Source organism: Shewanella sp. P1-14-1 (assembly GCF_001401775.1).
GTDB lineage: Bacteria > Pseudomonadota > Gammaproteobacteria > Enterobacterales > Shewanellaceae > Shewanella > Shewanella japonica.
The window spans coordinates 26,236-47,304 of the sequence record NZ_LKTL01000003.1 but is presented as its reverse complement, the minus strand read 5'-3'; the positions used below and the strand labels follow the sequence as shown (position 1 = coordinate 47,304).

19 protein-coding genes are annotated in these 21,069 nt (G+C 40.4%); 15 read left to right on the top strand and 4 right to left on the bottom strand.

Features of this window, described 5'->3' with window-relative positions:
• Window positions 1–201 precede the first annotated feature (201 nt).
• From AN944_RS02500 to AN944_RS02455, 10 genes are all read left to right on the top strand, one after another.
• Window positions 202–1,797, top strand: a complete 1,596-nt coding sequence (locus tag AN944_RS02500; protein ID WP_082419856.1) for an ABC-F family ATPase — start codon at window positions 202–204, stop codon at window positions 1,795–1,797.
• A 185-nt stretch (window positions 1,798–1,982) separates the two neighbouring features.
• The gene (locus AN944_RS02495; RefSeq protein WP_055023010.1) at window positions 1,983–3,974 is read left to right on the top strand and encodes a methyl-accepting chemotaxis protein; all 1,992 of its coding nucleotides are present in this window, start codon (window positions 1,983–1,985) and stop codon (window positions 3,972–3,974) included.
• Window positions 3,975–4,244: 270 nt separating this feature from the next.
• Complete coding sequence (locus AN944_RS02490; protein ID WP_055023009.1) at window positions 4,245–5,015, top strand: bifunctional 2-polyprenyl-6-hydroxyphenol methylase/3-demethylubiquinol 3-O-methyltransferase UbiG; 771 nt, start codon at window positions 4,245–4,247, stop codon at window positions 5,013–5,015.
• A complete protein-coding gene (locus AN944_RS02485) occupies window positions 5,016–5,414 on the top strand; it encodes a hypothetical protein (protein WP_055023008.1) in 399 nt (132 codons plus the stop codon).
• Between the two features lie 498 nt (window positions 5,415–5,912).
• A complete protein-coding gene (locus AN944_RS02480) occupies window positions 5,913–6,791 on the top strand; it encodes a hypothetical protein (protein WP_055023007.1) in 879 nt (292 codons plus the stop codon).
• A 5-nt stretch (window positions 6,792–6,796) separates the two neighbouring features.
• Window positions 6,797–7,711, top strand: a complete 915-nt coding sequence (locus AN944_RS02475; protein WP_055023006.1) for an alpha/beta fold hydrolase — start codon at window positions 6,797–6,799, stop codon at window positions 7,709–7,711.
• Window positions 7,708–9,042 carry a DUF4056 domain-containing protein gene (locus tag AN944_RS02470; protein ID WP_082419854.1) on the top strand — a complete coding sequence of 445 codons (1,335 nt, stop codon included), beginning with the start codon at window positions 7,708–7,710 and terminating at the stop codon, window positions 9,040–9,042. Before AN944_RS02475 ends, AN944_RS02470 begins: the two co-directional genes overlap by 4 nt.
• Window positions 9,029–10,333: a BamA/TamA family outer membrane protein gene (locus tag AN944_RS02465; RefSeq protein WP_235530836.1), complete on the top strand. Its 1,305-nt coding sequence runs from the start codon at window positions 9,029–9,031 to the stop codon at window positions 10,331–10,333. Before AN944_RS02470 ends, AN944_RS02465 begins: the two co-directional genes overlap by 14 nt.
• 128 nt (window positions 10,334–10,461) lie before the next feature.
• Window positions 10,462–10,806: a GFA family protein gene (locus AN944_RS02460; RefSeq protein ID WP_055023005.1), complete on the top strand. Its 345-nt coding sequence runs from the start codon at window positions 10,462–10,464 to the stop codon at window positions 10,804–10,806.
• Window positions 10,807–10,939: 133 nt separating this feature from the next.
• Window positions 10,940–11,221: a putative quinol monooxygenase gene (locus AN944_RS02455; protein WP_055023004.1), complete on the top strand. Its 282-nt coding sequence runs from the start codon at window positions 10,940–10,942 to the stop codon at window positions 11,219–11,221.
• A gap of 3 nt (window positions 11,222–11,224) precedes the next feature.
• Here the strand turns inward: AN944_RS02455 and AN944_RS02450 are convergent, their stop codons facing one another.
• Both AN944_RS02450 and AN944_RS02445 read right to left on the bottom strand, forming a co-directional pair.
• On the bottom strand, window positions 11,225–11,785 hold the full coding sequence (locus AN944_RS02450) for a DUF1415 domain-containing protein (RefSeq protein ID WP_055023003.1): 561 nt from the start codon (window positions 11,783–11,785) through the stop codon (window positions 11,225–11,227).
• A 127-nt stretch (window positions 11,786–11,912) separates the two neighbouring features.
• Window positions 11,913–12,509: a LysE family translocator gene (locus AN944_RS02445; protein WP_055023002.1), complete on the bottom strand. Its 597-nt coding sequence runs from the start codon at window positions 12,507–12,509 to the stop codon at window positions 11,913–11,915.
• Window positions 12,510–12,800: 291 nt separating this feature from the next.
• Here AN944_RS02445 and AN944_RS02440 point away from each other — a divergent pair, with 291 nt between their 5' ends.
• Entirely contained in the window at window positions 12,801–13,379 is a 579-nt protein-coding gene (locus AN944_RS02440; RefSeq protein WP_055023001.1) for a DUF4136 domain-containing protein, read from the top strand.
• A gap of 100 nt (window positions 13,380–13,479) precedes the next feature.
• Here AN944_RS02440 and AN944_RS02435 read toward each other — a convergent pair whose 3' ends face one another.
• Window positions 13,480–14,301 (bottom strand): DUF2797 domain-containing protein, encoded by an 822-nt coding sequence (locus AN944_RS02435; protein WP_055023000.1) that lies wholly within the window; start codon window positions 14,299–14,301, stop codon window positions 13,480–13,482.
• A gap of 136 nt (window positions 14,302–14,437) precedes the next feature.
• The gene (locus tag AN944_RS02430) at window positions 14,438–14,944 is read right to left on the bottom strand and encodes a glycine cleavage system protein R (protein ID WP_055022999.1); all 507 of its coding nucleotides are present in this window, start codon (window positions 14,942–14,944) and stop codon (window positions 14,438–14,440) included.
• A 257-nt stretch (window positions 14,945–15,201) separates the two neighbouring features.
• Here AN944_RS02430 and AN944_RS02425 point away from each other — a divergent pair, with 257 nt between their 5' ends.
• The 4 genes from AN944_RS02425 (at window position 15,202) to phoU (ending at window position 20,793) form a co-directional block, all read left to right on the top strand.
• Window positions 15,202–17,457: an ABC transporter permease subunit gene (locus AN944_RS02425; protein WP_055022998.1), complete on the top strand. Its 2,256-nt coding sequence runs from the start codon at window positions 15,202–15,204 to the stop codon at window positions 17,455–17,457.
• Window positions 17,458–17,515: 58 nt separating this feature from the next.
• Window positions 17,516–19,174 carry a phosphate ABC transporter permease PstA gene (gene pstA / locus AN944_RS02420; RefSeq protein WP_055022997.1) on the top strand — a complete coding sequence of 553 codons (1,659 nt, stop codon included), beginning with the start codon at window positions 17,516–17,518 and terminating at the stop codon, window positions 19,172–19,174.
• 28 nt (window positions 19,175–19,202) lie between these two features.
• Window positions 19,203–20,021, top strand: a complete 819-nt coding sequence (gene pstB, locus AN944_RS02415) for a phosphate ABC transporter ATP-binding protein PstB (protein WP_055022996.1) — start codon at window positions 19,203–19,205, stop codon at window positions 20,019–20,021.
• A gap of 61 nt (window positions 20,022–20,082) precedes the next feature.
• The gene (gene phoU, locus AN944_RS02410; protein ID WP_055022995.1) at window positions 20,083–20,793 is read left to right on the top strand and encodes a phosphate signaling complex protein PhoU; all 711 of its coding nucleotides are present in this window, start codon (window positions 20,083–20,085) and stop codon (window positions 20,791–20,793) included.
• Window positions 20,794–21,069 lie beyond the last annotated feature (276 nt).

The window sequence follows — 21,069 nt, the reverse complement described above, 5'->3', positions numbered from 1 at the left end:
GTGGCTAAGTTAAGTTGAAAAAATAAGCTGAAATGCTATAGTACGCCGCCTATTTAATATGGCCATGCTTAACTAATTAAGGGTGGCTAGAAACCAGTGCTAACTGAGCAATAACCGCTATACTCGTTGAACGTTATAGCCGTTACATAATTCGGCACTGGTTTTTTGTTTTTATCATAACTTGAATTTTGGAATCTCATTTTGATTACTACAGCTAACATCACCATGCAGTTTGGTTCAAAGCCTCTGTTTGAAAATATCTCAGTTAAATTCGGTGGCGGTAACCGCTACGGTCTTATCGGAGCCAATGGTTGTGGTAAATCCACCTTCATGAAAATCCTAACTGGTGACCTTGAGCCGTCAAGCGGTAATGTGTCAATTGATCCAGGCGAGCGCATGGGTAAGTTGAACCAGGATCAGTTTGCTTATGAAGCTTATTCAGTGGTTGATACTGTGATCATGGGTCATAAAGAGCTATGGGAAGTTAAGCAAGAGCGTGATCGTATCTACTCATTACCAGAAATGAGTGAAGAAGACGGCATCAAAGTGGCTGAACTTGAAATGCAGTTTGCCGAAATGGACGGTTACACTGCTGAATCTCGTGCTGGTGACTTACTGATGGGCGTCGGTATTGGTGTTGACCAACACTTTGGCTTAATGAGTGAAATTGCACCAGGTTTCAAATTACGTGTGCTACTTGCACAAGCCTTGTTCTCAGACCCAGATGTATTATTACTTGATGAACCAACCAACAACTTGGACATCGATACCATTCGCTGGTTACAAGAAATGCTAAACCAACGTAATAGCACCATGGTGATTATTTCGCATGATAGATATTTCTTGAACTCTGTATGTACCCATATGGCAGATATCGATTACGGTGAACTACGTGTTTACCCTGGTAACTACGATGAATACATGATGGCAGCGCAGCAAGCTCGTGAGCGTCTACAGTCAGATAATGCCAAGAAGAAAGCACAAATTGCAGAACTTCAAGGCTTCGTAGCTCGTTTCTCGGCTAACGCATCTAAAGCAAAGCAAGCTACATCACGTGCTAAGCAAATCGATAAGATTAAAATTGAAGAAGTTAAAGCATCTAGCCGTGTGAATCCGTTTATTCGTTTCGAACAAGAGAAGAAATTGTTCCGTAACGCATTAGTGGTTGAGCAGTTAGCTAAAGGCTTTGACGAAACGCCGTTATTCTCTGGTTTTGACATGATGGCTGAAGTTGGCGAGCGAATTGCTATTTTGGGTGAAAATGGCGTGGGTAAAACCACCTTGTTACGTACCTTAGTCCATGATTTACCACAAGATGCGGGTACGATTCAATGGTCAGAAAACTCAAACATTGGTTATTATGCACAGGATCATGAAGCTGATTTTGCTAATGATATGACCTTGTTTGATTGGATGAGCCAATGGCGTAAGCCTGAAGATGACGACCAAACAGTACGTGGTATTTTAGGACGTATGTTATTTGGTTCTGACGATATTAAAAAGTCAGTAAAAGTCTTATCTGGTGGTGAAAAAGGTCGCATGTATTTTGGTAAGCTTATTATGCAAAAGCCAAATATCTTGCTGCTTGATGAACCAACTAACCACATGGATATGGAATCAATTGAGTCATTAAACAACGCGTTAGAAATGTATGAAGGTACGTTGTTGTTTGTATCTCATGACCGTGCGTTTGTATCATCTCTTGCTACTCGAATTCTTGAAGTGACGCCACAAGGCATTAATGACTTCAAAGGAACTTATGATGAGTTCTTAGCAAGCAAAGGCGTTGAAGGTTAAGCTAAAGCTTTTATTTAAATAGCCGATAAACCTGTAATACTCATATAGAGTTTTACAGGTTTTTTTTTGCGCGAACGATATTCTCATACTAATTTGAAAAGAAATTAAGTCGCCTTAGTTACATCAAAGCATGTAATTTATTGCGATAAATTGCATGGAGCACTTACTCTAAGGGTAAAGATACAATGAAATGGATTACCGATCTAAAAACGCTACATAAACTGCTATTGCTAATTGTCCCGCCTCTGCTGATTTGTCTGATTTATGGTGGCATGTTTGTTCACAATAAATATGAAACTAAATCAGAATTAAATACGGTACTTTCGTTAACTGAGCTCGCTGTAATTAATAGTGCATTAGTCCATGAGTTACAAAAAGAGCGTGGCATGAGTGCCGGCTATATTGGTTCACAAGGACAATCATTTGCCGATGCGCTACCTCAGCAGCGTGGGATGTCTGATAGACAAATAAGTCGTTTTAATAGCATTCCAAATGTTGATGATTTTCCTGTTCAGATTAGTGCTACTTTGAGACAAATTAGCAACCAGTTGCAGCAATTGCAGTCAATGAGACGTTCTGTTGATTCATTGACGGTTACGGTTGCTGATGAAGTGAAGTATTACACAGGTTTAAATACGGCATTGTTATCGGTTGTTGATGAAACGGCAATGCAAAGCACTGACAGTGAATTATCACTCAAGTTGGCATCATTTGGTGCGTTTTTACAGTTAAAAGAACGTGCCGGTATTGAGCGTGCTGTACTTAGCACAACCTTCGGCCAACAAGGGTTTAAAGATGGCGTTTTTAGCCGATTTGTCACTTTAGTGTCTGAACAAAATACTTATGGTGAACGCTTTAAGGCGTTAGCGACTCCAGATTGGATATCGCAATTTGAACAAGTTTCACGATCTCGAGAACAGTCAGCGGTGCAGCAATTACGTGATATCGCTTTTTCTCAAGATGTCACTAATATCAGCGCCCAAAATCCGGAAACTTGGTTTAGCACTTCTACAGCAAGAATTAACGTGCTAACTGACTTTGAACATTTCTTAGCTGATGATTTGATTAAGTTAACTAAACTAAGATTGGATTCAGCCAACCAAATGATGTGGACATCATTACTCGCATTAACAATATCCATAGTATTGCTAGCGTGGTTGAGTTTATCAGTGTCTAATTACTTGAATAAGAGCTTGAGTCACTTATTTGATAAAGTCACCCATGCAGGTAACCATTTTGATTTAAGCACGCGGATTGAACACAAATCTGCAGATGAATTCGGCCAATTGTCTGCCGCCTTTAATGTCATGATGACTGACTTTGAAACGATAATCGCTCAAGTTAGACAAAGTGCTTCGCAAGTGGTGAGTGTTGTTGAGCAAGTTAATGGTCATACTCAGACCATGAAGCAAGATGTTGAACTTGGCTACCAAGAGGCTGAGCAAGTGGCTTCGGCTATGACTGAGATGAGTGCAACAGTCACTCAAATTGCGGCTAATGCGGTGCAAGCATCAGATGCATCTACGTCTGCTAATAAAGAGGCACATATTGGTAATAAGGGCGTTTCACAAACGACTGTATCGATAAAACATCTTGCCAGCGAAATCAATGAAGCCTCAAATGCGATTGAGACATTAGATCAAGATGTGCAATCTATTGCGACTATTTTGGATGTCATTAGCGCGATTTCAGAGCAAACTAATTTACTGGCACTTAACGCGGCCATTGAAGCGGCAAGAGCGGGAGAGCAAGGACGAGGCTTTGCTGTTGTGGCTGATGAGGTCAGAACCTTAGCGCAACGAACACAATCATCAACGGACGATATCAAGCGGATGACTGATAGGCTTAAATCAGGTGCTCAGTTAGCCGTTAAAACCATGCAGCGTGGCATGGTCAGTGCTGATGAAAGCGTTATTGAAGTTGAAAATGCGGGTAAAGAGTTGAAACAGATTGTGGCGGATGTTGATGTTATTGACAGTATGAATCAACAAATTGCTTCAGCAACTCATGAACAAGCAGCTGTTGCCGAAGAAGTGAATCAAAATGCGATGAAAATCAGTGAGATTTATAATCAAACGCAAGAAATCGCTAATGCGTTAAGTCAACTCAATGAAACCTTACTTGAAGATGCAGCAGTGATGTCTGAACAAGTTCAGAAATTTACTCTAACTCGGTAATAATCGCATTGAGTATTGTTTAAATTCAGAAAAGTTGACGTAACAAAGGCCGGCACTTGTTGTCGGCTTTTTTTATTTACACCATTTTATGTAAACAAATTCAGAAAAAGCTAATGTATTCTAGATTTTGATAATAAATGGCATTAAGGTTGCTGAAATTAAGGCAAGTGCTTACATATACACTAAAAATGTACTATAGAAGAATGTGCATTACACTATAAGGAATCGGTTTAATACGGTATTGGGCTGTTAAAAACGGATTAAGTTTAAATGGATTATTTAGCGACAAACAAACAGGCTTGGAATGAAAGAGCAAAAGTGCACTTTGACTCATCGTTTTATGATGTTCCAAGCTTTATTGCTGGCGAAACCACATTGACTGAAATTGAGCTCGCAGAACTCAATGATGTTGCGGATAAGTCGTTATTACATCTTCAGTGTCATTTTGGGTTAGATACGCTGTCATGGGCAAGAAGAGGGGCTAAAGTGACTGGTGTTGATTTATCAAATACAGCCATTGATAAAGCGAATGAGCTGGCTAAACAATGCCAAATAAGCGCTGATTTTGTTTGCTCAGATGTTTATAGCTATTCAGCTTATAGTCAGCATAGTTTTGATATTGTCTTCACCTCGTTTGGCGCTATTTGTTGGCTGCCTTGTTTGACTCAGTGGGCAAAAGTGATAGCAGATAATTTAACATCCGGTGGCACCTTTTATATGGCTGAATTTCATCCTGTACAGGATGTGCTAGAGGGGTATCCGTATTTTCATCAATCCAAGCCAGATATTGTCACTGAAGGCAGTTATACTGATGTAGAAGATGATACGCCGCAAACGATGGTGACTTGGGCACATTCATTGGGAGAAGTGATTAACGCTTTGATACAAGCTGGTATTCGCATTGATAGCGTCAATGAATATCCTTATAGCCCTTATAATTGCTTTGAAAACTTAATTGAGCAGCAACCGAACCAGTTTCACTCTATTGTAAAAGGCCAATCAATTCCTTTGGTGTTTTCTATAAAAGGAACAAAAACGTAAATGTTATTTTCAACCGATCAAAAGTTAGACATTGGTAATCGTTGGTTAGGCATTTTTACTAAAGTCTCTTTAGGGATTTGTGCAGCTGTTGCACTAATGTATTGGTCATATTTTTATGTCAGCCCGAGTGTGACAGTTAAGAATAGCTCTGAATTTGTTATTGATTCTGCAGTCATTCAATTGCCACATAGTCGTCTCGATTTTGGTGAGATAAACATTGGTGAGCAAAATCGAATCTACTATGACTTAGCTCAACTTGATGGTGATTATCAGTATCAGCTAGTGCTTAATAGTGGTGAAACCCTTGATGGACGATGTGGTTATGTGACTAATCTTGAAGTCAATAAACGTGCAGTGTTGACTCTTAATGATAACGGGAAAATCCGTTGTGATTTTTAGTATTTTATTAATATTGTCATCTCGTTAAGCTTAACCACAATTTTGAATCTGTTCATTCAAAAGCTAATTTATAACTCACTCTTATGTCGATAAACACTCTGAACACGCGCTGAAATACGGACTCCCCACACGTATTAGCAAATCAAGCTGAAGCTATGGCTGTCCGTCATTATCCTTTCTAAACGAACAAATAACAGTTTGATACACATGTTAAGTTTGTGGTGGGTTATCTGGGTGGTTGTTAATTGCTCGGGCTTGCTGTTAGTGGCATTGTCAATATATTGGATTTCTTAACATCCATATTCCTTTTAGCTCAATTTTAATTTTAAATTAATACTTCATCTCTATCATCCTCGCTCCCAAATTTATCTGTCTATTTTATCATCAATGCTGAGATTAATTTTACCAGTACAGAAGCATTGAATGAGTCACTTATTTATTTATCTCAATGTTTTTAATGTTGATTAACATTGAAGCTGTTAAGGATTTTTCGCTCTAATGCTACGAACTTTTACTCTTGTTATTGCTCTTTCGACGCTTTTTATTAGTCATATCGTTTTTGCTGAAGATTCGATAGAAGTCACTCCCAAATACCAACGTGCTTTCCCTATTTGGGCACAAGAAGCGATTGATTTAGGTTACGAACTCCCAAAACCTTATGGCTTTAGCATCAATTATATGACGATGGAACAGCCTTTAGTGGTCGATAGTGTTGCCTTTACAGGGTTAGGGGACTTTATTGATGACAAAATTTCGATTAATGGCAGCGAAGCACTACAAGACTCTGAAACATTAACGTTTCGGGCAGACATGTGGGTGCTTCCATTTTTGAACTTGTATGGTGTTATTGGTCATACAAAAGGCAGTAGCGTCGCCAATGTGCAAGTGGATGTCGATTTACCTTTTTTCCCTGAGTTAGATCCTTTTGATTTTGAATTAAATTTTAAAGGAACAACCTATGGTGTTGGCGGCACCATTGTTGGCGGTATTGATAACTGGTTTGCGTTATTGGATGTGAATTATACCAATACAGATCTGGATATTCTCGATGGTGAAATCAGCACGATAGTTGTGTCGCCACGAGTGGGGTATCGCGCCAAAGTATATGGTAATGATCTGCAGGTATGGGTCGGTGGTATGTACCAAAACGTTGAACAGACTTTCAGTGGCTATCTTAAAGATATTCTTCCTATCGGTGACTCGAGTATTGGAGATCTGATAGGTGATGGTAAATTTGAAGTTAACCAACATCTAGCTGATAAATGGAACACCTTGGTGGGGGCTCAATTACACCTTGGCGCTGGCTTTGACTTGTTGCTTGAGGGTGGTTTTGGTACTCGTACAAGCTTTATGGCCTCCATTGGATATCGGTTTTAATACTGATGCGATTATTGATTACCAGTATCGTTATTTGGCTCATTTCCGGTTGCTCGACCGTCTCTACGGTGGATAGTTATCAGCAAAAACAGCTAAGTAATGCTGGTTTTGAGCGAAACTATTTAACGCTAGAGCAGGACGGGGAATTACATTATTGGCAAGGCGGCAATGAACAGGATCCTGTAATCATTTTACTCCATGGTTTTGGTGGTACAGGCATGACAAGTTGGTATGAAACCATGCAAAATCTTGTCGTCGATTACCATATTATTGTTCCTGATTTATTGTGGTTTGGCGATTCATATAGCCATGCTCCAGCAACCATTGAAAGCGAAACTTCGGCGATTCAACAGCTCATAAGTGAACTTAGGCTTAAACAAGTAAACCTTGTTGGTATTTCGTTCGGTGGCTTTGTGACGTTTGACTTAATGATTAAAGCGCCAGAAGTAAAAAAAGCGATGATGCTTGCCAGTCCGGGGATTGTCTTTAGTGATGCTGATATGGATGCGATGAGTGAGCGATTAGGCCAAACAACCCCTGAAGCGGTGTTTGTGCCTCAAGATAAAGAAGGTGTAAGGCATCTTTTGGAACATACCTTTGTCGCACACCCTTGGTACCCAAGCTTTATCGATGAACAAATCTATCAAACATACTTTGCGAATTACCTCGAAGAAAAACGCTCGTTGATTACCACATTACCTGCGTATCGAAATCAATTGGAACCTGCTGAATTCAGAGATAACTTGCCTCCATCTTTATTGATATGGGGTGAAAACGATCAGGTGTTTCCATTAGAGAAAGGGCATGAGTTTTCAGTTTTTCTAGATGCGCCACTTATCATTATTCCTGATGCTTCCCACGGGCTAACGAATGACTTTCCGGAGCTCATCAATCAAATGATCCGAGATTTTATAAAATGATGCAGTTTCTCAACAAAAACCTATTACTCCTTTCAATAATCACTATCGCTAGTGGCTGCTCAAGCAGTGAATGGCAAGTCAGTGCGACGCCATCTGATGTGGCAGTGGAAGCAGCGCTTGATAATGAGCCTGACAACGCATTACTCAAGGACATCAAATTACCAGAGCAAGCAGCTTTACCTTTACCGACAAGTGTTAGACCTTGTTGTGCATTTGGTAGTGGCCAGAAAGTTAAACTTGGACCGATTCCGGTGCCATTTTTTAGACATGCCAATACGATTGAGCTGGATGATATTGGTGCTCATGCGTTTGAAGCGGGAAGCTTTAGCCATCAAAAGTCGGCGCCGAATGCTGGCCGAAGTGGTGAGAATAACGGTTTGGTATACACCCTAAAAGGTGGCTTTATTGACCTCGCTCATGTGCGTGATACTGCTGATAACGCTGTGGCTTTGTTTTACCGCATTCAGCCTTATTTAGGTGAGGCGCAAACTATTGAGCTGCCGTTTGAAATCGGTCCAAGAACCATTGAGTTAGCGGCGTTTGACGTCAGCGAGTTAACCGCTACTGAGCGCTGGGAACTGGCGGCAAGTATAGCGGTTCGTTTGGCTTACACTATGGCAGAAGCCCATGAAATCGCGCAATACCATGGTTATCGTAGCTTTAGTCCCTGGACCGAAGATGTGTCGGCGTATTCACCTGAAGATCTTTACTCGAATATGTTAGGAGCGAAAATCGCTCTTGCAGTGCTCACCAATAATTTAGCCATGACACGTCAGCAATATAATTTTCATATGACAGCGTGGATTTCTGCAACCATCGCTTGGTTAGAACCCGTTTCTGCCCAACAAACTGATGCCATGTTTGAAGCCATTGATGGTTATTGGTGGGATTCAAACGAACCGTTACCGAATAAATTCATGCTGCTTAAACGTCACTATGAATTAGGAGATGAACAATCACCTTACATCGTGCCTAAGGGCTTGGCATTTATTAGTAAATCATGGCCAGCGATCAGCGCTCTTTATGAGCAAACGGTTGAGCCGCATGAGTTACAGCTTGCCAATCTTGTCCACGGGATTGCCATTGATGATGTAGCAAAGCAGTGGCTATTCGTAGACCCTAAATTTTCAGCCTCATTTGATCATGTGCCTGCATCGCTTTGGCAGCAAGGTTTTACACAAGAGCAGTTTCTTGAGTTATCTCGTTATAACCAAATTCGAGATCAAGCCATGTTAGCTGAACATTTAGCTAAGTACCCTAAGTTGCCATTGGCGAAACAACTGAAACAAGCTGATAGCTCAAGCCAAGGACACGTTAATGAAGCTAATTAATTCTGTGGCACGGACATTGGCTGTTACAGTGAGCTCAAAGCGCAATCATGCTTGCAGGTGTTCAGCGTTACTTTCGCCGATTTTACCTCTGTCAATTTCACTTATGCTGAGTTTTAGTGTGTCAGCAGCACAGTCTCAATCAGTGAAAGGCGCGACTAAACAGATCACAGAACAAGAGCTGCATAAGGCTAACGGTGCTGATGAATTGCCAATTCAAGACGATAATGAAGCGCTCGGCTGGGTAGAGAGTTTTTTACAAAAGCTGGGGGCTGATGGCGAATTTGACCCGAGTAAACCTATTGATTTTAGCTTTTTACCAGGGCCATTTTACAATCCTGAAATGGATTTAGGTGTTGGCATTTCTGCTGTAGGCTTGTATCAAGTAGATCCTGACGATGAGGTAAGTCAATTATCTTCGTTGGTCATTAATGGTTTAGCCTCTATTAATGGCGCACTAGGTGTGTCCATTGAAAATAAAACCTTTCTGAATGAAGATAGGCAGCGCCTATATCTCAACGTCGAATTGTCAGATATTCCCGATGTGTTTTATGGCATTGGGTATGATGAAAACTATCAAGATGAGAATCGTACTGACTTTAGTGGCAGAGTGATTAGTGCAAATCCAATGTTCCTTCAGCGGGTGTCGTCAAATGTGTTTGTTGGAGCGGGTTTTGACTTCAGTTATGCCAAAGCCAGTAGTATTGATATCTTAGAATCTGAAGTTGATATCACGCCATTAGAAGCGTCATCACGCAGCGTAGGTATTAACTTATTGGCCAATTATGATAGCCGAGATAATGTACTCAATCCTGAACAGGGAAAAATTGCTCAGATAGATGTCGGTGTATATCGTAAAGACTTAGGTAGTAAAACAGACTTTGAAGTCGTTAATGCTCTATACAGCACTTATTATCCAGTTGCAGATAGTGACGTTCTGGCATGGCAAATACGTGGTCGATTTACCCATGGTGATGTACCTTGGGATCAGCTATCTAAAGCTGGCGGCGGAGATTTACTACGAGGTTACACCTCAGGTCGTTATCGCGATAAGCAAATGCTCCTTGCTCAAGTAGAATATCGTCAAAACTTATCTGGTCGTCATGGCATGGTATATTGGGTAGGTGCTGGGGTTATTTCTGATAAATTTAGTGAATTAGCGTCATCTGATGTGCTACCCAACACGGGCATTGGTTATCGTTTTGAAGTGAAACCGCGAGTTAACCTTAGATTAGACTTGGCCTTTGGTGATGGCGACAGTGGGTTTTATTTCAATGTAAATGAAGCTTTTTAGGTTTCAATCTTGTTTTTTCAAACTTGTATTTTCAATCTTCTATTTTAAAAATAGGCATCTGGATTGAGTGATGTGCATGTTATAACGTTACTCTGGATAAGTATATTTAAAGCATGGAGGCTTGATTAATGATACAAAAAGTTGGTGCAACCCTTATTAAGCTGCGGCATATTGCTCGTTGCCATTGCGGCGAAGTGAACATTGAATTGTTTCTCCCTAATGGAATAGAAAATCCCAGACGTTGTGATTGTTCTATTTGTCGCCGTAAAGGTGCCATTGTGGCTTCTGTTCCTTTAGCAAATTTAACGATTATTGCAGGCGAGCAGCATTTAACTTGCTATCAATTTAATACTCATACCGCTAAACATTACTTTTGCTCTAAATGTGGCATCTATACACATCACCAACGACGCTCCAATCCCAATGAATATGGCTATAACATTGGGTGTCTGGTTGGAGTGAACCCATATTAATTAGGCGATGTAGTGATAAATGATGGTGTAAATCATCCTGCTGACAAGTAGGATTACAATAAGCGCAAAAACAAAGCTAAGCGTTAGTGTTGTCGTTTAGTTTTAGCTATCACCCAACTTCAAGGAAGATGAATTGAGTAGAGTCAGATTAACAGGCTATATTTTAGTGGCTGATGAGGATTTATCCGCAGTAAAACAAGCCTTACCTTTGCACCGCAAGCTGACGCTAGCAGAGTCTGGCTGCGTTAGTTTTGAAGTGCTTCCTGATAACAAAAATCCCAATAAGTATAATGTCGATGAAGTGTTTACAGATCAAATGGCATTCGAAGTGCATCAAGCACGAGTGAAGCTGTCAGCTTGGGGGCGGCTTACTGTCAATGTCACTCGACATTACCAAATGAGTGATACCGAGTAATGTTTACTTAATCTCGTTTCCTACCTTGCATTGTTTTAATAATGCAGTAAAAAATTCAGTGCCTTTACGTTCAGCAAAAGCGATATTCCTCTCAGGGATAGACTCTGGCTCATTATATTCAGCTAAAGCGGCTTCCATACTGGCTTCACGAATGATATGAATCGTTGGGTAAGGGGAGCGGTTGGTATAATTTGTGGGACTATCTTGTGGCTCGCCGTCAAAACAATAGTCCGGGTGAAAACTGGCAAGTTGATAGACACCTTCATAGTCATTTTCGAGTAATTTATCATTGGCTAAATCGACAAGATCGAGATAGTGATAAAAGCCTTCAAAACCTCGGGGTAAAACGAATAGTGTGGTCTCGGTATCGGGATGGTTATCTAGGTATTCACATTCTGACAGAAAGTCTTTTAGCACCTGTTTGACTTTAGTGTTTTCGCTGCAAATGTATCGGATGCTGTTATTTTCAACTTCTCGACGTGCAAATGGGCAAATATTGTATTTCATGATCACTTTATTGACCCAGTTTGCTGTTTCAATATGGTATTCGCTTTGCTCTTGCATGTTCTTTCCTGTCATATGTTCAATTCGTCATAGCGGGCTTACGCTAAAACTAATGTTCGTCGCTAAAACTAACGTTCGGCGTAAAAGCTAACAGCCTTACTAACAGTGTTGTTTATTCAATGTAAGACTAATCAGGTAAAGCCATCTGTATGATAGATAACACTAATAGCAGGGCCATTGAGATATTGAATATTCTTTGCTGACGCTCGTTTTTAAGCAGTTTTTTAAGGCCAATACCAAAGCTTAACCAAATTGAGGCACAAGGTAATGCCACCATAAAAAATACCACTGCAATGGTTAATACTTGCGGAATTAAAGCGTGTGAAATGTCAGTAAAGGTAGCGATGGCGCCGACAGCCATAATCCAGCCTTTAGGATTAACCCATTGAAATGCAGCAGCTTGAAAGAAGTTAAATGGTTTAGCTGTTTGTTTACCTTCTAAGTTGCTTGAGCTATTAGCGATGCGCCAAGAAAGGTAAAGTAGGTAGATGATACCAGCAACTTTAATGACTTGATGCGTCATTGGGTAGGCTTGAAAGACGGCACTCAGTCCTAAGCCAATAGCGACCACCATACTCGGGAAGCCAATAATAATCCCTAGTAAATGTGGCATGCTGCGTTTTATACCGAAATTAACGCCAGACGTCATTAACATGATGTTATTGGGGCCGGGTGTAATTCCTGCAGAAAAAGCGAATAGTGCAATAGTAAAAACGAGTTCCATAAATCGGTAAAATATATCAATACGGCAGTGCTAATAGGTGATCATCTTAACGGGAATATACTGGCTAACCTAGTGTTAATTACATTTTTCGTGGATGGCGCTTTTACATTTGTACTGTAATTGTTTGTAGCTTGCTAATCTTGTGTGTGGCTTTTGCTGGTAACATGACATAACTTGTTATTGAAATTGAGTCAGGTTAGGTTAGGGTTTAAGTGTTATATTGATAACGAAATTTCAATAGCTTGATACAATAAAGATAGGCTAACTTGCTGACTACAGGACTAAATGTGAATGAATAGCAAAAAATGGTGTTTATGGATAAGTCTTTTCGCTGTATTGATTTCAGGTTGTGCAACCAAAGAAGAGGTCAACAAGCCTGCTCCTAGTCGAATCACAATGGTGACTTCAGGAGATCTTAGCTTTATTTCTTCGCAAGCAAAGAGCTTTGCTTGGCACCCAACGATGTTTACTGTTCATAGTGCAAATAAACTTGATGATGCTGAATTAGTGAGACATATGCGTCAATCGATAACAAAAATCATGGAGCAAAAGGGCTACCATTTTGCTAAAGATAATGAGAATCCAAATGTGCTTATTGGTTTTGGTATGGCGCTAGAGTCGGAAATGAGTGACGCAGAAATCATGAAAAGAGCAGGTCTCGTTGCTGGCTTATCAACATCAGGTATTGATGATGATTTTGAAAAAGGATCTGTACTGGTGGCTTTGTTTAGTCCTAATCGTATTCAACCTATTTGGAAAGTGTTAGCACAAGGGTTTACAGAGACAGGAAAACCTATCGAAGATCGTGAGATCCGCTTTGATAAATTGACTGGTATGATGCTGAGCTCTATCCCTAATCATACGATGTAACGATTTTCCTGAGCGAGAAAACTATTATAAAAAAGCCACAGAGCCTAAGTTCTGCGGCTTTTTATTTAGCCTATATTCAGTTTACCGTTCAATTGAAGTGTTACTCAGTGTCAACATTCACTTCGTATGATGAGAACTTACGGATATTGATAACGCCTGTGTCAAAAATGAGGTACTGACCTTTAATACCTTGCAAAACCCCCGTTACTTCAGGTGTTTTATCAAAGTTATGAGATTTTACTTTTTTAGGGAACTCGGTAATAGGGAAGCGAATACCTTGAATTTGATCATTGAGTCGCTCAATCACAAAGTCAGGATTTTGCTCTTTTATCTCTAACAGTTTTGCTTCAATTTCTGGGATTAATTGATTGGCCATATCGACTAAATCAACATCATCAGCATTACCTTTTAACATGGCTTGCCAATTGGTTTTATCATTAATCAGTTTTGCCAATTCGACTTCAACAAGGCCTGAAAGTTGGCGAGTTGAAACTTTAAAGATAGGTAACCCTTGTGTGGCGCCTTGATCTATCCAGCGAGTCGGTATTTGCGTGTAACGCGTAATGCCAACTTTGATCCCAGATGTATTAGATAAATAGACAAAGTGAGGAACAAAGCAATGACTTTGTGCCCATTCTGGTTCACGGCAGGTACCTTGATCAAAGTGACACGTTTCAGGCTTCATGATGCATAAGTCACAGCTAGCAAGCTTTGACATACACACGTAACAATGTCCCTGAGAGTAGCTTTTTTTGGTTTTCTTACCACAACTTGAGCATAAAATTTTACCCGTATGGGTCAAGGTGAGTGTTTTACCGATTAAAGGGTTTAACTCTAAGAGTGCATCCCCTACTGGTAATTGATAGTGCACTTCATTTTGCTCATCAAGCTGAGTGCGCATTTTTGATAACGTTCCTAACATCTCTAAACTCATTTTTTGTTATGATTTGTTAATAGTCTAACAGATGGTAGTCAGTAAATTTAAACGGTTTTTTTAGATTGAATAGAAGGGATATCTGTTGCGCTAATACATTCATTAACGCAACAAACAAAAGGAGCTAGGCGCTTTTACTGAGTTTATCTAACACCACATCGTCACCGAGTTCATATAGTGATTCTGTGAGTTGTTCTTCCTGGCTTGGATCTGATAACCCTAAACCCATGGTGGCTCTAAACAATGCAATACCACTGTGGCCTGCAGTTTCTTGCTGACTACTAAATTGCTCGATGTTAATACCAAGTGCATTTATTTTATTTGAAATTTCAAGCACTAAGCCTTCACGGTCGTAGGCTACTAAATTAAAACTTAATCGTTTAATCGGCTCCGCTATGTGGCCCGTTTTACTGTAAGTACAGCTTAGCCCTTCGATACACTCCAAAGACTCAAGCAAGGTATCCCATTTTAATGCCGATACTTCTAACTGTAATATTGCGGCAAAAACGCCGTCAATATGGCGCATTTCGGAGTCGAGCCAGTTGCCGTTGTGACGACTGATAACATTTGCAATCTGTTCAACTAACCCTTTTCTATCAGGGGCTTGCAAGGTAACTAGATAACGTAACATAAAAGAAACTCCCAAATGTTTAACAAATAAATCGCCTGTAACACTACTGTCATATATACGTCATATAATTCAGCCAATTAAAATAGGCATCTAAAAAATGTCATCAATTAATCACTTAAACGTACTGATTTGAACTGACAATTGTTGAGTTGTAATCACAAACGCTTAAGGTAAATAAAACAGCTATTTATTTAGTATCACAGCGGATTAAACAATCATAGCGAAATTTCGCTGACGATTAATTATAGAGGTTCTGAATGGAAAGTCAGGTCAATCAACCTGGTTCTGAGACGAAGAGTCTGCTAGTAGGCAGAAAAGCGAATCGAAGAGCATTTACGGATAAGGCAGCAGAAGTGGGTGTAACTGTGGGTGGAACCATGGTTTTTGTCGCTTTGTTGTTGATTTTCTTTTACTTATTGTATGTTATTAAGCCAATTTTTGATGGTGCTGATGTTGAACCTGTATCAACAATCAGTTATCAAAATACCGAGACTGCCACTTTAATGGTGGGAAGTGATGAGCAAAATGAAATAGCTTATCGCGTACTGGTAAATGGCCAAGTTGATTTTTATTCAGTAGCCAGTAAACAGTTAATTGAGAGTTTTCAGCCTCCGCTTCCTGTAGGGGCGACAGTGGTGAGCAGTGCCAAAGCTAAACCAAATGAGCAACGTTTTTCGCTTGGGTTAAGTACGGGTGAGGCGTTAATCGTTGGGGTTGATTTTGGCGTGACTTACCCTGACAACGTGCGCACAATTACACCACGTTTACGCTACCCATTAGGTGAAACACCAATCATGGTTGATGAAGGTCAGGCTTTACACCATTTAGCCTTTGACTATATCGATAACCGTATTGGTTTTGCGTACCAAGATGAACAAGGTGCATGGAAGTTAAATCGCCTTGAAGGTGAAGAAAACATGATGACCGAAGAGATCGAGTGGTATTCAGATCTATCGGTAGTTGAGGATGCACCTAAAGATGCGTTAACAGCCTTGATGACACCAGATCATCGTCAATTGATACTGCCTACAACTAATAAAATCTTTATTTATGACATCCGTGACACCGATGAACCATCATTATTACAAGTACTTGATGTAAAAGATGGCTCAAACAAAGTTTCAAATGTCAGCCTACTTGCTGGTGCCAGTTCAATTCTGATTAATTATGAAGACGGCACGATTGATCAATATTTTCAAGTCAGTAGCCGAAATGGCCGTTTGTATCAAAAAATTCGCGACTTTGAGATTGATTCACCTGTACAAACAATCGCCACTGAGTTCTACCGCAAAAGTTTTGCTGTAGTCAGTCCTGAAGGCGAGTTATCTCTTTTATACACCACAAGTCAGCGTAATTTATTCACTGAAAAATTTAATATTGCTAAGCCTGGTGAAATGGCATTTAGCCCTCGCTCCAATGCGTTAATCGTTGAAGCGAATAATAGCTTGAATGTATTTGCAGTAGACAATGACCATCCAGAAGTCTCTTGGAGTGCTTTGTGGCAAAAAGTTTGGTACGAAGGTTACCCAGAGCCACAGTATGTTTGGCAGTCAACTTCAGGCTCTGATGATTTTGAAGCAAAACTAAGCTTAATGCCGTTAGCATTCGGTACCATGAAAGCTGCATTTTACGCGATGCTTTTCGCTGTGCCATTAGCGATTGCTGGTGCAATTTATACTGCTTACTTCATGTCACCTAAAGTCCGTAGTGTTGTTAAGCCAACCATTGAAATCATGGAAGCACTTCCTACGGTTATTTTAGGTTTCTTAGCGGGCCTTTGGTTAGCGCCGTTAATTGAAGACCATCTTCCAGGCATTTTAGTATTACTGACATTGTTACCAACCAGTATTTTACTAAGTGCATTTACTTGGAGCAGGTTACCAAACTCGTGGAAGCAACGATTACCTGAAACGTACCAAGAAATCATGCTAATCCCAGTTATCTTGTTTGTGGGTTGGTTCTCATTCGAAATCAGTCCAGTGATTGAGATTGCTTTCTTTGATGGTAATACTCGCCAATTTATTACCAATGATTTAGGGATTACCTTTGACCAACGAAATGCATTTGTTGTCGGTATTGCGATGGGCTTTGCTGTTATTCCAACGATTTTCTCAATTGCTGAAGATGCTATCTTCTCAGTGCCACGTCATTTATCAAATGGCTCATTAGCGCTGGGTGCAACGAACTGGCAGACTCTGACTCGCGTGGTGCTATTGACAGCCAGTCCAGGTATCTTTTCCGCTGTGATGATGGGACTTGGTCGTGCAGTGGGAGAAACCATGATTGTACTGATGGCGACAGGTAACACCGCAATCCTTGAATGGAGTGTATTTGAAGGTATGCGGACATTAGCGGCTAACATTGCGGTAGAAATGCCTGAATCTGCCATTGGTAGTTCGCACTATCGTGTATTGTTCCTTGCGGCATTCGTCTTGTTTGTATTTACCTTTGTCTTTAACACCATTGCAGAAGTGGTACGTCAACGTCTACGTGAACGTTACAGCTCACTTTAAGGAATGAAGATGAAAATAATAATGAATATTTCGCCAATCGCTTTGAGAGGTTTGAGCAATGGGTAAGTGGGTTAAATCGGGTTCTCCATGGATTTGGATGACCGGTGGTGCAGTCAGTATCAGCTTGATTGCAGTATTAGGTTTGTTGTTATTAATTGCATGGCGTGGATTAAGTTACTTTTGGCCTGCCGATATTTATCAATGGCAACTTGAAGATAATAATGGTGTTAAATCAACCTTAATTGGAGAGATTTATGACCGTGAAGAAGTGCCTACTGAACGATTGATTTCAGCAGGTCATCAGTTTAACGAACATCCTGGTGAGTTTGTCACTCGCTATCTAGTGAAAACAGGTAACCGTGAATTCGTTGGTTTGGATTTTCGCTGGATTTTGGCTACAGACATCGTTAGTCGTGAAAAGCCTACTGATATCGCTATGTTGGAGCGTACCAAAAATGGTAACTTCTACGGCTACCCGGTTGCTGTGATTGAAAATGGTGAACGTTTACCATTATCAGGCGAGCAAATCGAAGTCGCGTTAGAAGAGCACATTGACCGTGCTGTGACCATCGGCGAGCAGGCGTTAAAGCTTCAAAAGTCTGAGATTGGTTCAGTTAACTATGAACTTGAGCGTTTACGTTTAAAAGAACGTGGTTATGAATTAGACGGTAAATTAACCCCAGAGCGTAAAGCTGAATTAGATGCACAAGCAGAAAAGCTCAATCAAGATTACTTAGTCATGGAAAAAGACTTGTTCGCGTTGCGTGACCAAGCGGCAAGAGATTCTGTGATAATTCGAGACATGCGCGGTGAAGAAGTCACGCTCAAGTTAGATTCAGTATTAGACGTTAGCTACGTCAATCGTATGAACAGTTTCGATAAAGTAGTACATTGGTTTGTCGGTTTAGGTCGCTTTGTTAGTCATGACCCACGTGAAGCAAATACTGAGGGTGGGGTATTTCCAGCTATCTTTGGTACGGTATTTATGGTGATGCTGATGGCCGTTATTGTAACGCCATTCGGGGTTATCGCTGCTATTTACCTACACGAATATGCTAAAAAGGGTCCAATTACTAAGATGATCCGTATCGCGGTAATTAACTTAGCGGGTGTTCCGTCAATTGTTTACGGTGTTTTTGGCTTAGGCTTCTTTGTATACATGCTTGGTGGTTCATTAGACCAATTGTTTTATCCAGAAGCGCTACCTTCACCCACTTTTGGTTCGCCAGGTGTGATTTGGTCAGCATTAACGTTAGCGATTCTAACGCTTCCAGTGGTCATTGTATCGACTGAAGAAGGCTTAAGCCGAATCCCAAGTGCAGTGCGTCAAGGCAGTTTAGCGCTTGGTGCGACTAAGTTTGAGACCTTATGGCGAATTGTTATTCCAATGGCGAGTCCTGCAATTATGACAGGCCTTATTTTGGCTGTTGCGCGCGCAGCAGGTGAAGTTGCACCATTGATGTTAGTGGGTGTTGTTAAACTCGCACCGACTTTACCTATTGATATGAACTTTCCGTTTATCCATTTAGAACGTAAGTTTATGCATTTAGGTTTCCATATTTACGACGTTGGCTTCCAAAGTCCTAACGTAGAAGCGGCAAGACCATTAGTTTATGCCACTTCATTCTTATTAGTATCTGTGATTGTGACACTTAACTTAACAGCTATCAGTGTACGTAATCACTTACGTGAAAAATTCCGTTCGCTAGAACACTAATTAGCGATATCCTGAGGAAAAAAGAAAAATGATTTCTATTGATCAAAGCGCTATTAAATCTGAAGTTGTCGATTTAGCTAACCTACCTGCACAGGATACTGCGCTAGAAATTCGTAATTTAGATTTACGTTATGGTGATAAACAAGCTCTATTTGATGTGAGCATGAAAATCCCGAAAAACCAAGTGACAGCATTTATTGGTCCAAGTGGTTGTGGTAAATCGACGCTTTTACGTTGTATTAACCGTATGAATGACTTAGTTGAAACTTGTCATATTGACGGTGAAATTTTACTTCACGGTCAAAATATTTATGACAAGAAAGTTGATGTTGCTGCACTTCGTCGAAATGTCGGTATGGTGTTCCAGCGTCCTAACCCGTTTCCAAAATCGATTTACGAGAACGTGGTTTACGGTTTACGCCTGCAAGGGGTGAGTAACCGTCGTGAGTTAGATGAAGCCGCCGAGCGTTCATTACGCGGTGCAGCAATTTGGGATGAAGTTAAAGACCGTTTGCACGATAACGCCTTCGGATTATCTGGTGGTCAGCAACAACGTCTTGTTATTGCCCGTGCCATTGCCATTGAGCCAGAGGTATTGCTGCTTGATGAACCAACATCGGCATTGGATCCAATCTCAACGTTAACGATTGAAGAGTTAATCACGGATCTTAAATCAAAATATACTGTGGTTATCGTAACGCATAACATGCAACAGGCTGCACGTGTATCAGATCAAACGGCATTCATGTATATGGGTGAACTGATTGAATATGCTGACACTAATACTATCTTCACTACGCCACAAAAGCGTAAAACAGAAGATTACATTACCGGTCGTTACGGCTAAATTTATTGCATTAGAGCTGATGGCTTAGGTCAATATAGTAAAGAATAAGGTTGATACAGTAATGGAAAACAAAAGTTTAAATAAGCATATCTCGGGTCAATTTAACGCCGAACTTGAAGATATTCGTAACCGTGTTTTAGCCATGGGCGGCCTAGTTGAACGCCAACTAGAAGAATCTCTTGATGCACTTGCTTCTTTAGATGCTGAGCTTGCGCAAAAAGTCATTGATGGTGATCACCGTGTTAATGGCATGGAAGTGTCTATTGATGAAGAATGTACTCGTATCATCGCTAAACGCCAACCAGCAGCCAGTGATTTACGTTTGATTATCACAATCACTAAAACCATAACCGATCTTGAACGTATCGGAGATGCCTGTGTTCGTATTGCTAAAGCTGCGTTAGATAAGCGCTTGAACAATCAACAACCATTGCTAGTAAGCATTGAAAACATGGGGCGTCATGCTACTCGTACACTGCATTCAACCTTGGACGCTTTGGCCCGTATGGATGCAGATAATGCATTTGAGTTACACAAAGAAGATGCCAAATTAGATAAAGAGTATGAAGGGATTATTCGTCAATTGATGACCTATATGATGGAAGATCCTCGCTCTATCCCTGGTGTACTAGATGTTCTTTGGGCTGCTCGTGCTGTTGAGCGAGTGGGCGACCGCTGTAAAAACATCTGTGAATACATTATTTACTTCGTTAAAGGTAAAGATGTTCGCCATACTTCATACGAAGATATGGAAAAAGATCTTAACTTATAATAAGTAAGGCAAACTAACTTTGAGTGAGTTCTAGATAACTCATTAATTAATAAGCACCTTTCGAGGTGCTTTTTTATTGCGAAAATCTGAGTTCACTCACCTCGATGTCATCATATTAAGAATGACTAATTTGGACATATTGACCTTTTAAAGAATTTTTGTGTGGGTCAATATGTCTATTGTTTTTGGCTAAACGATTAACATTACAGCATTATTTTGAACTAGTTCACATTATTTTTGTTGGCATTCAAATTGCTATATCTCAGTATCCAATCC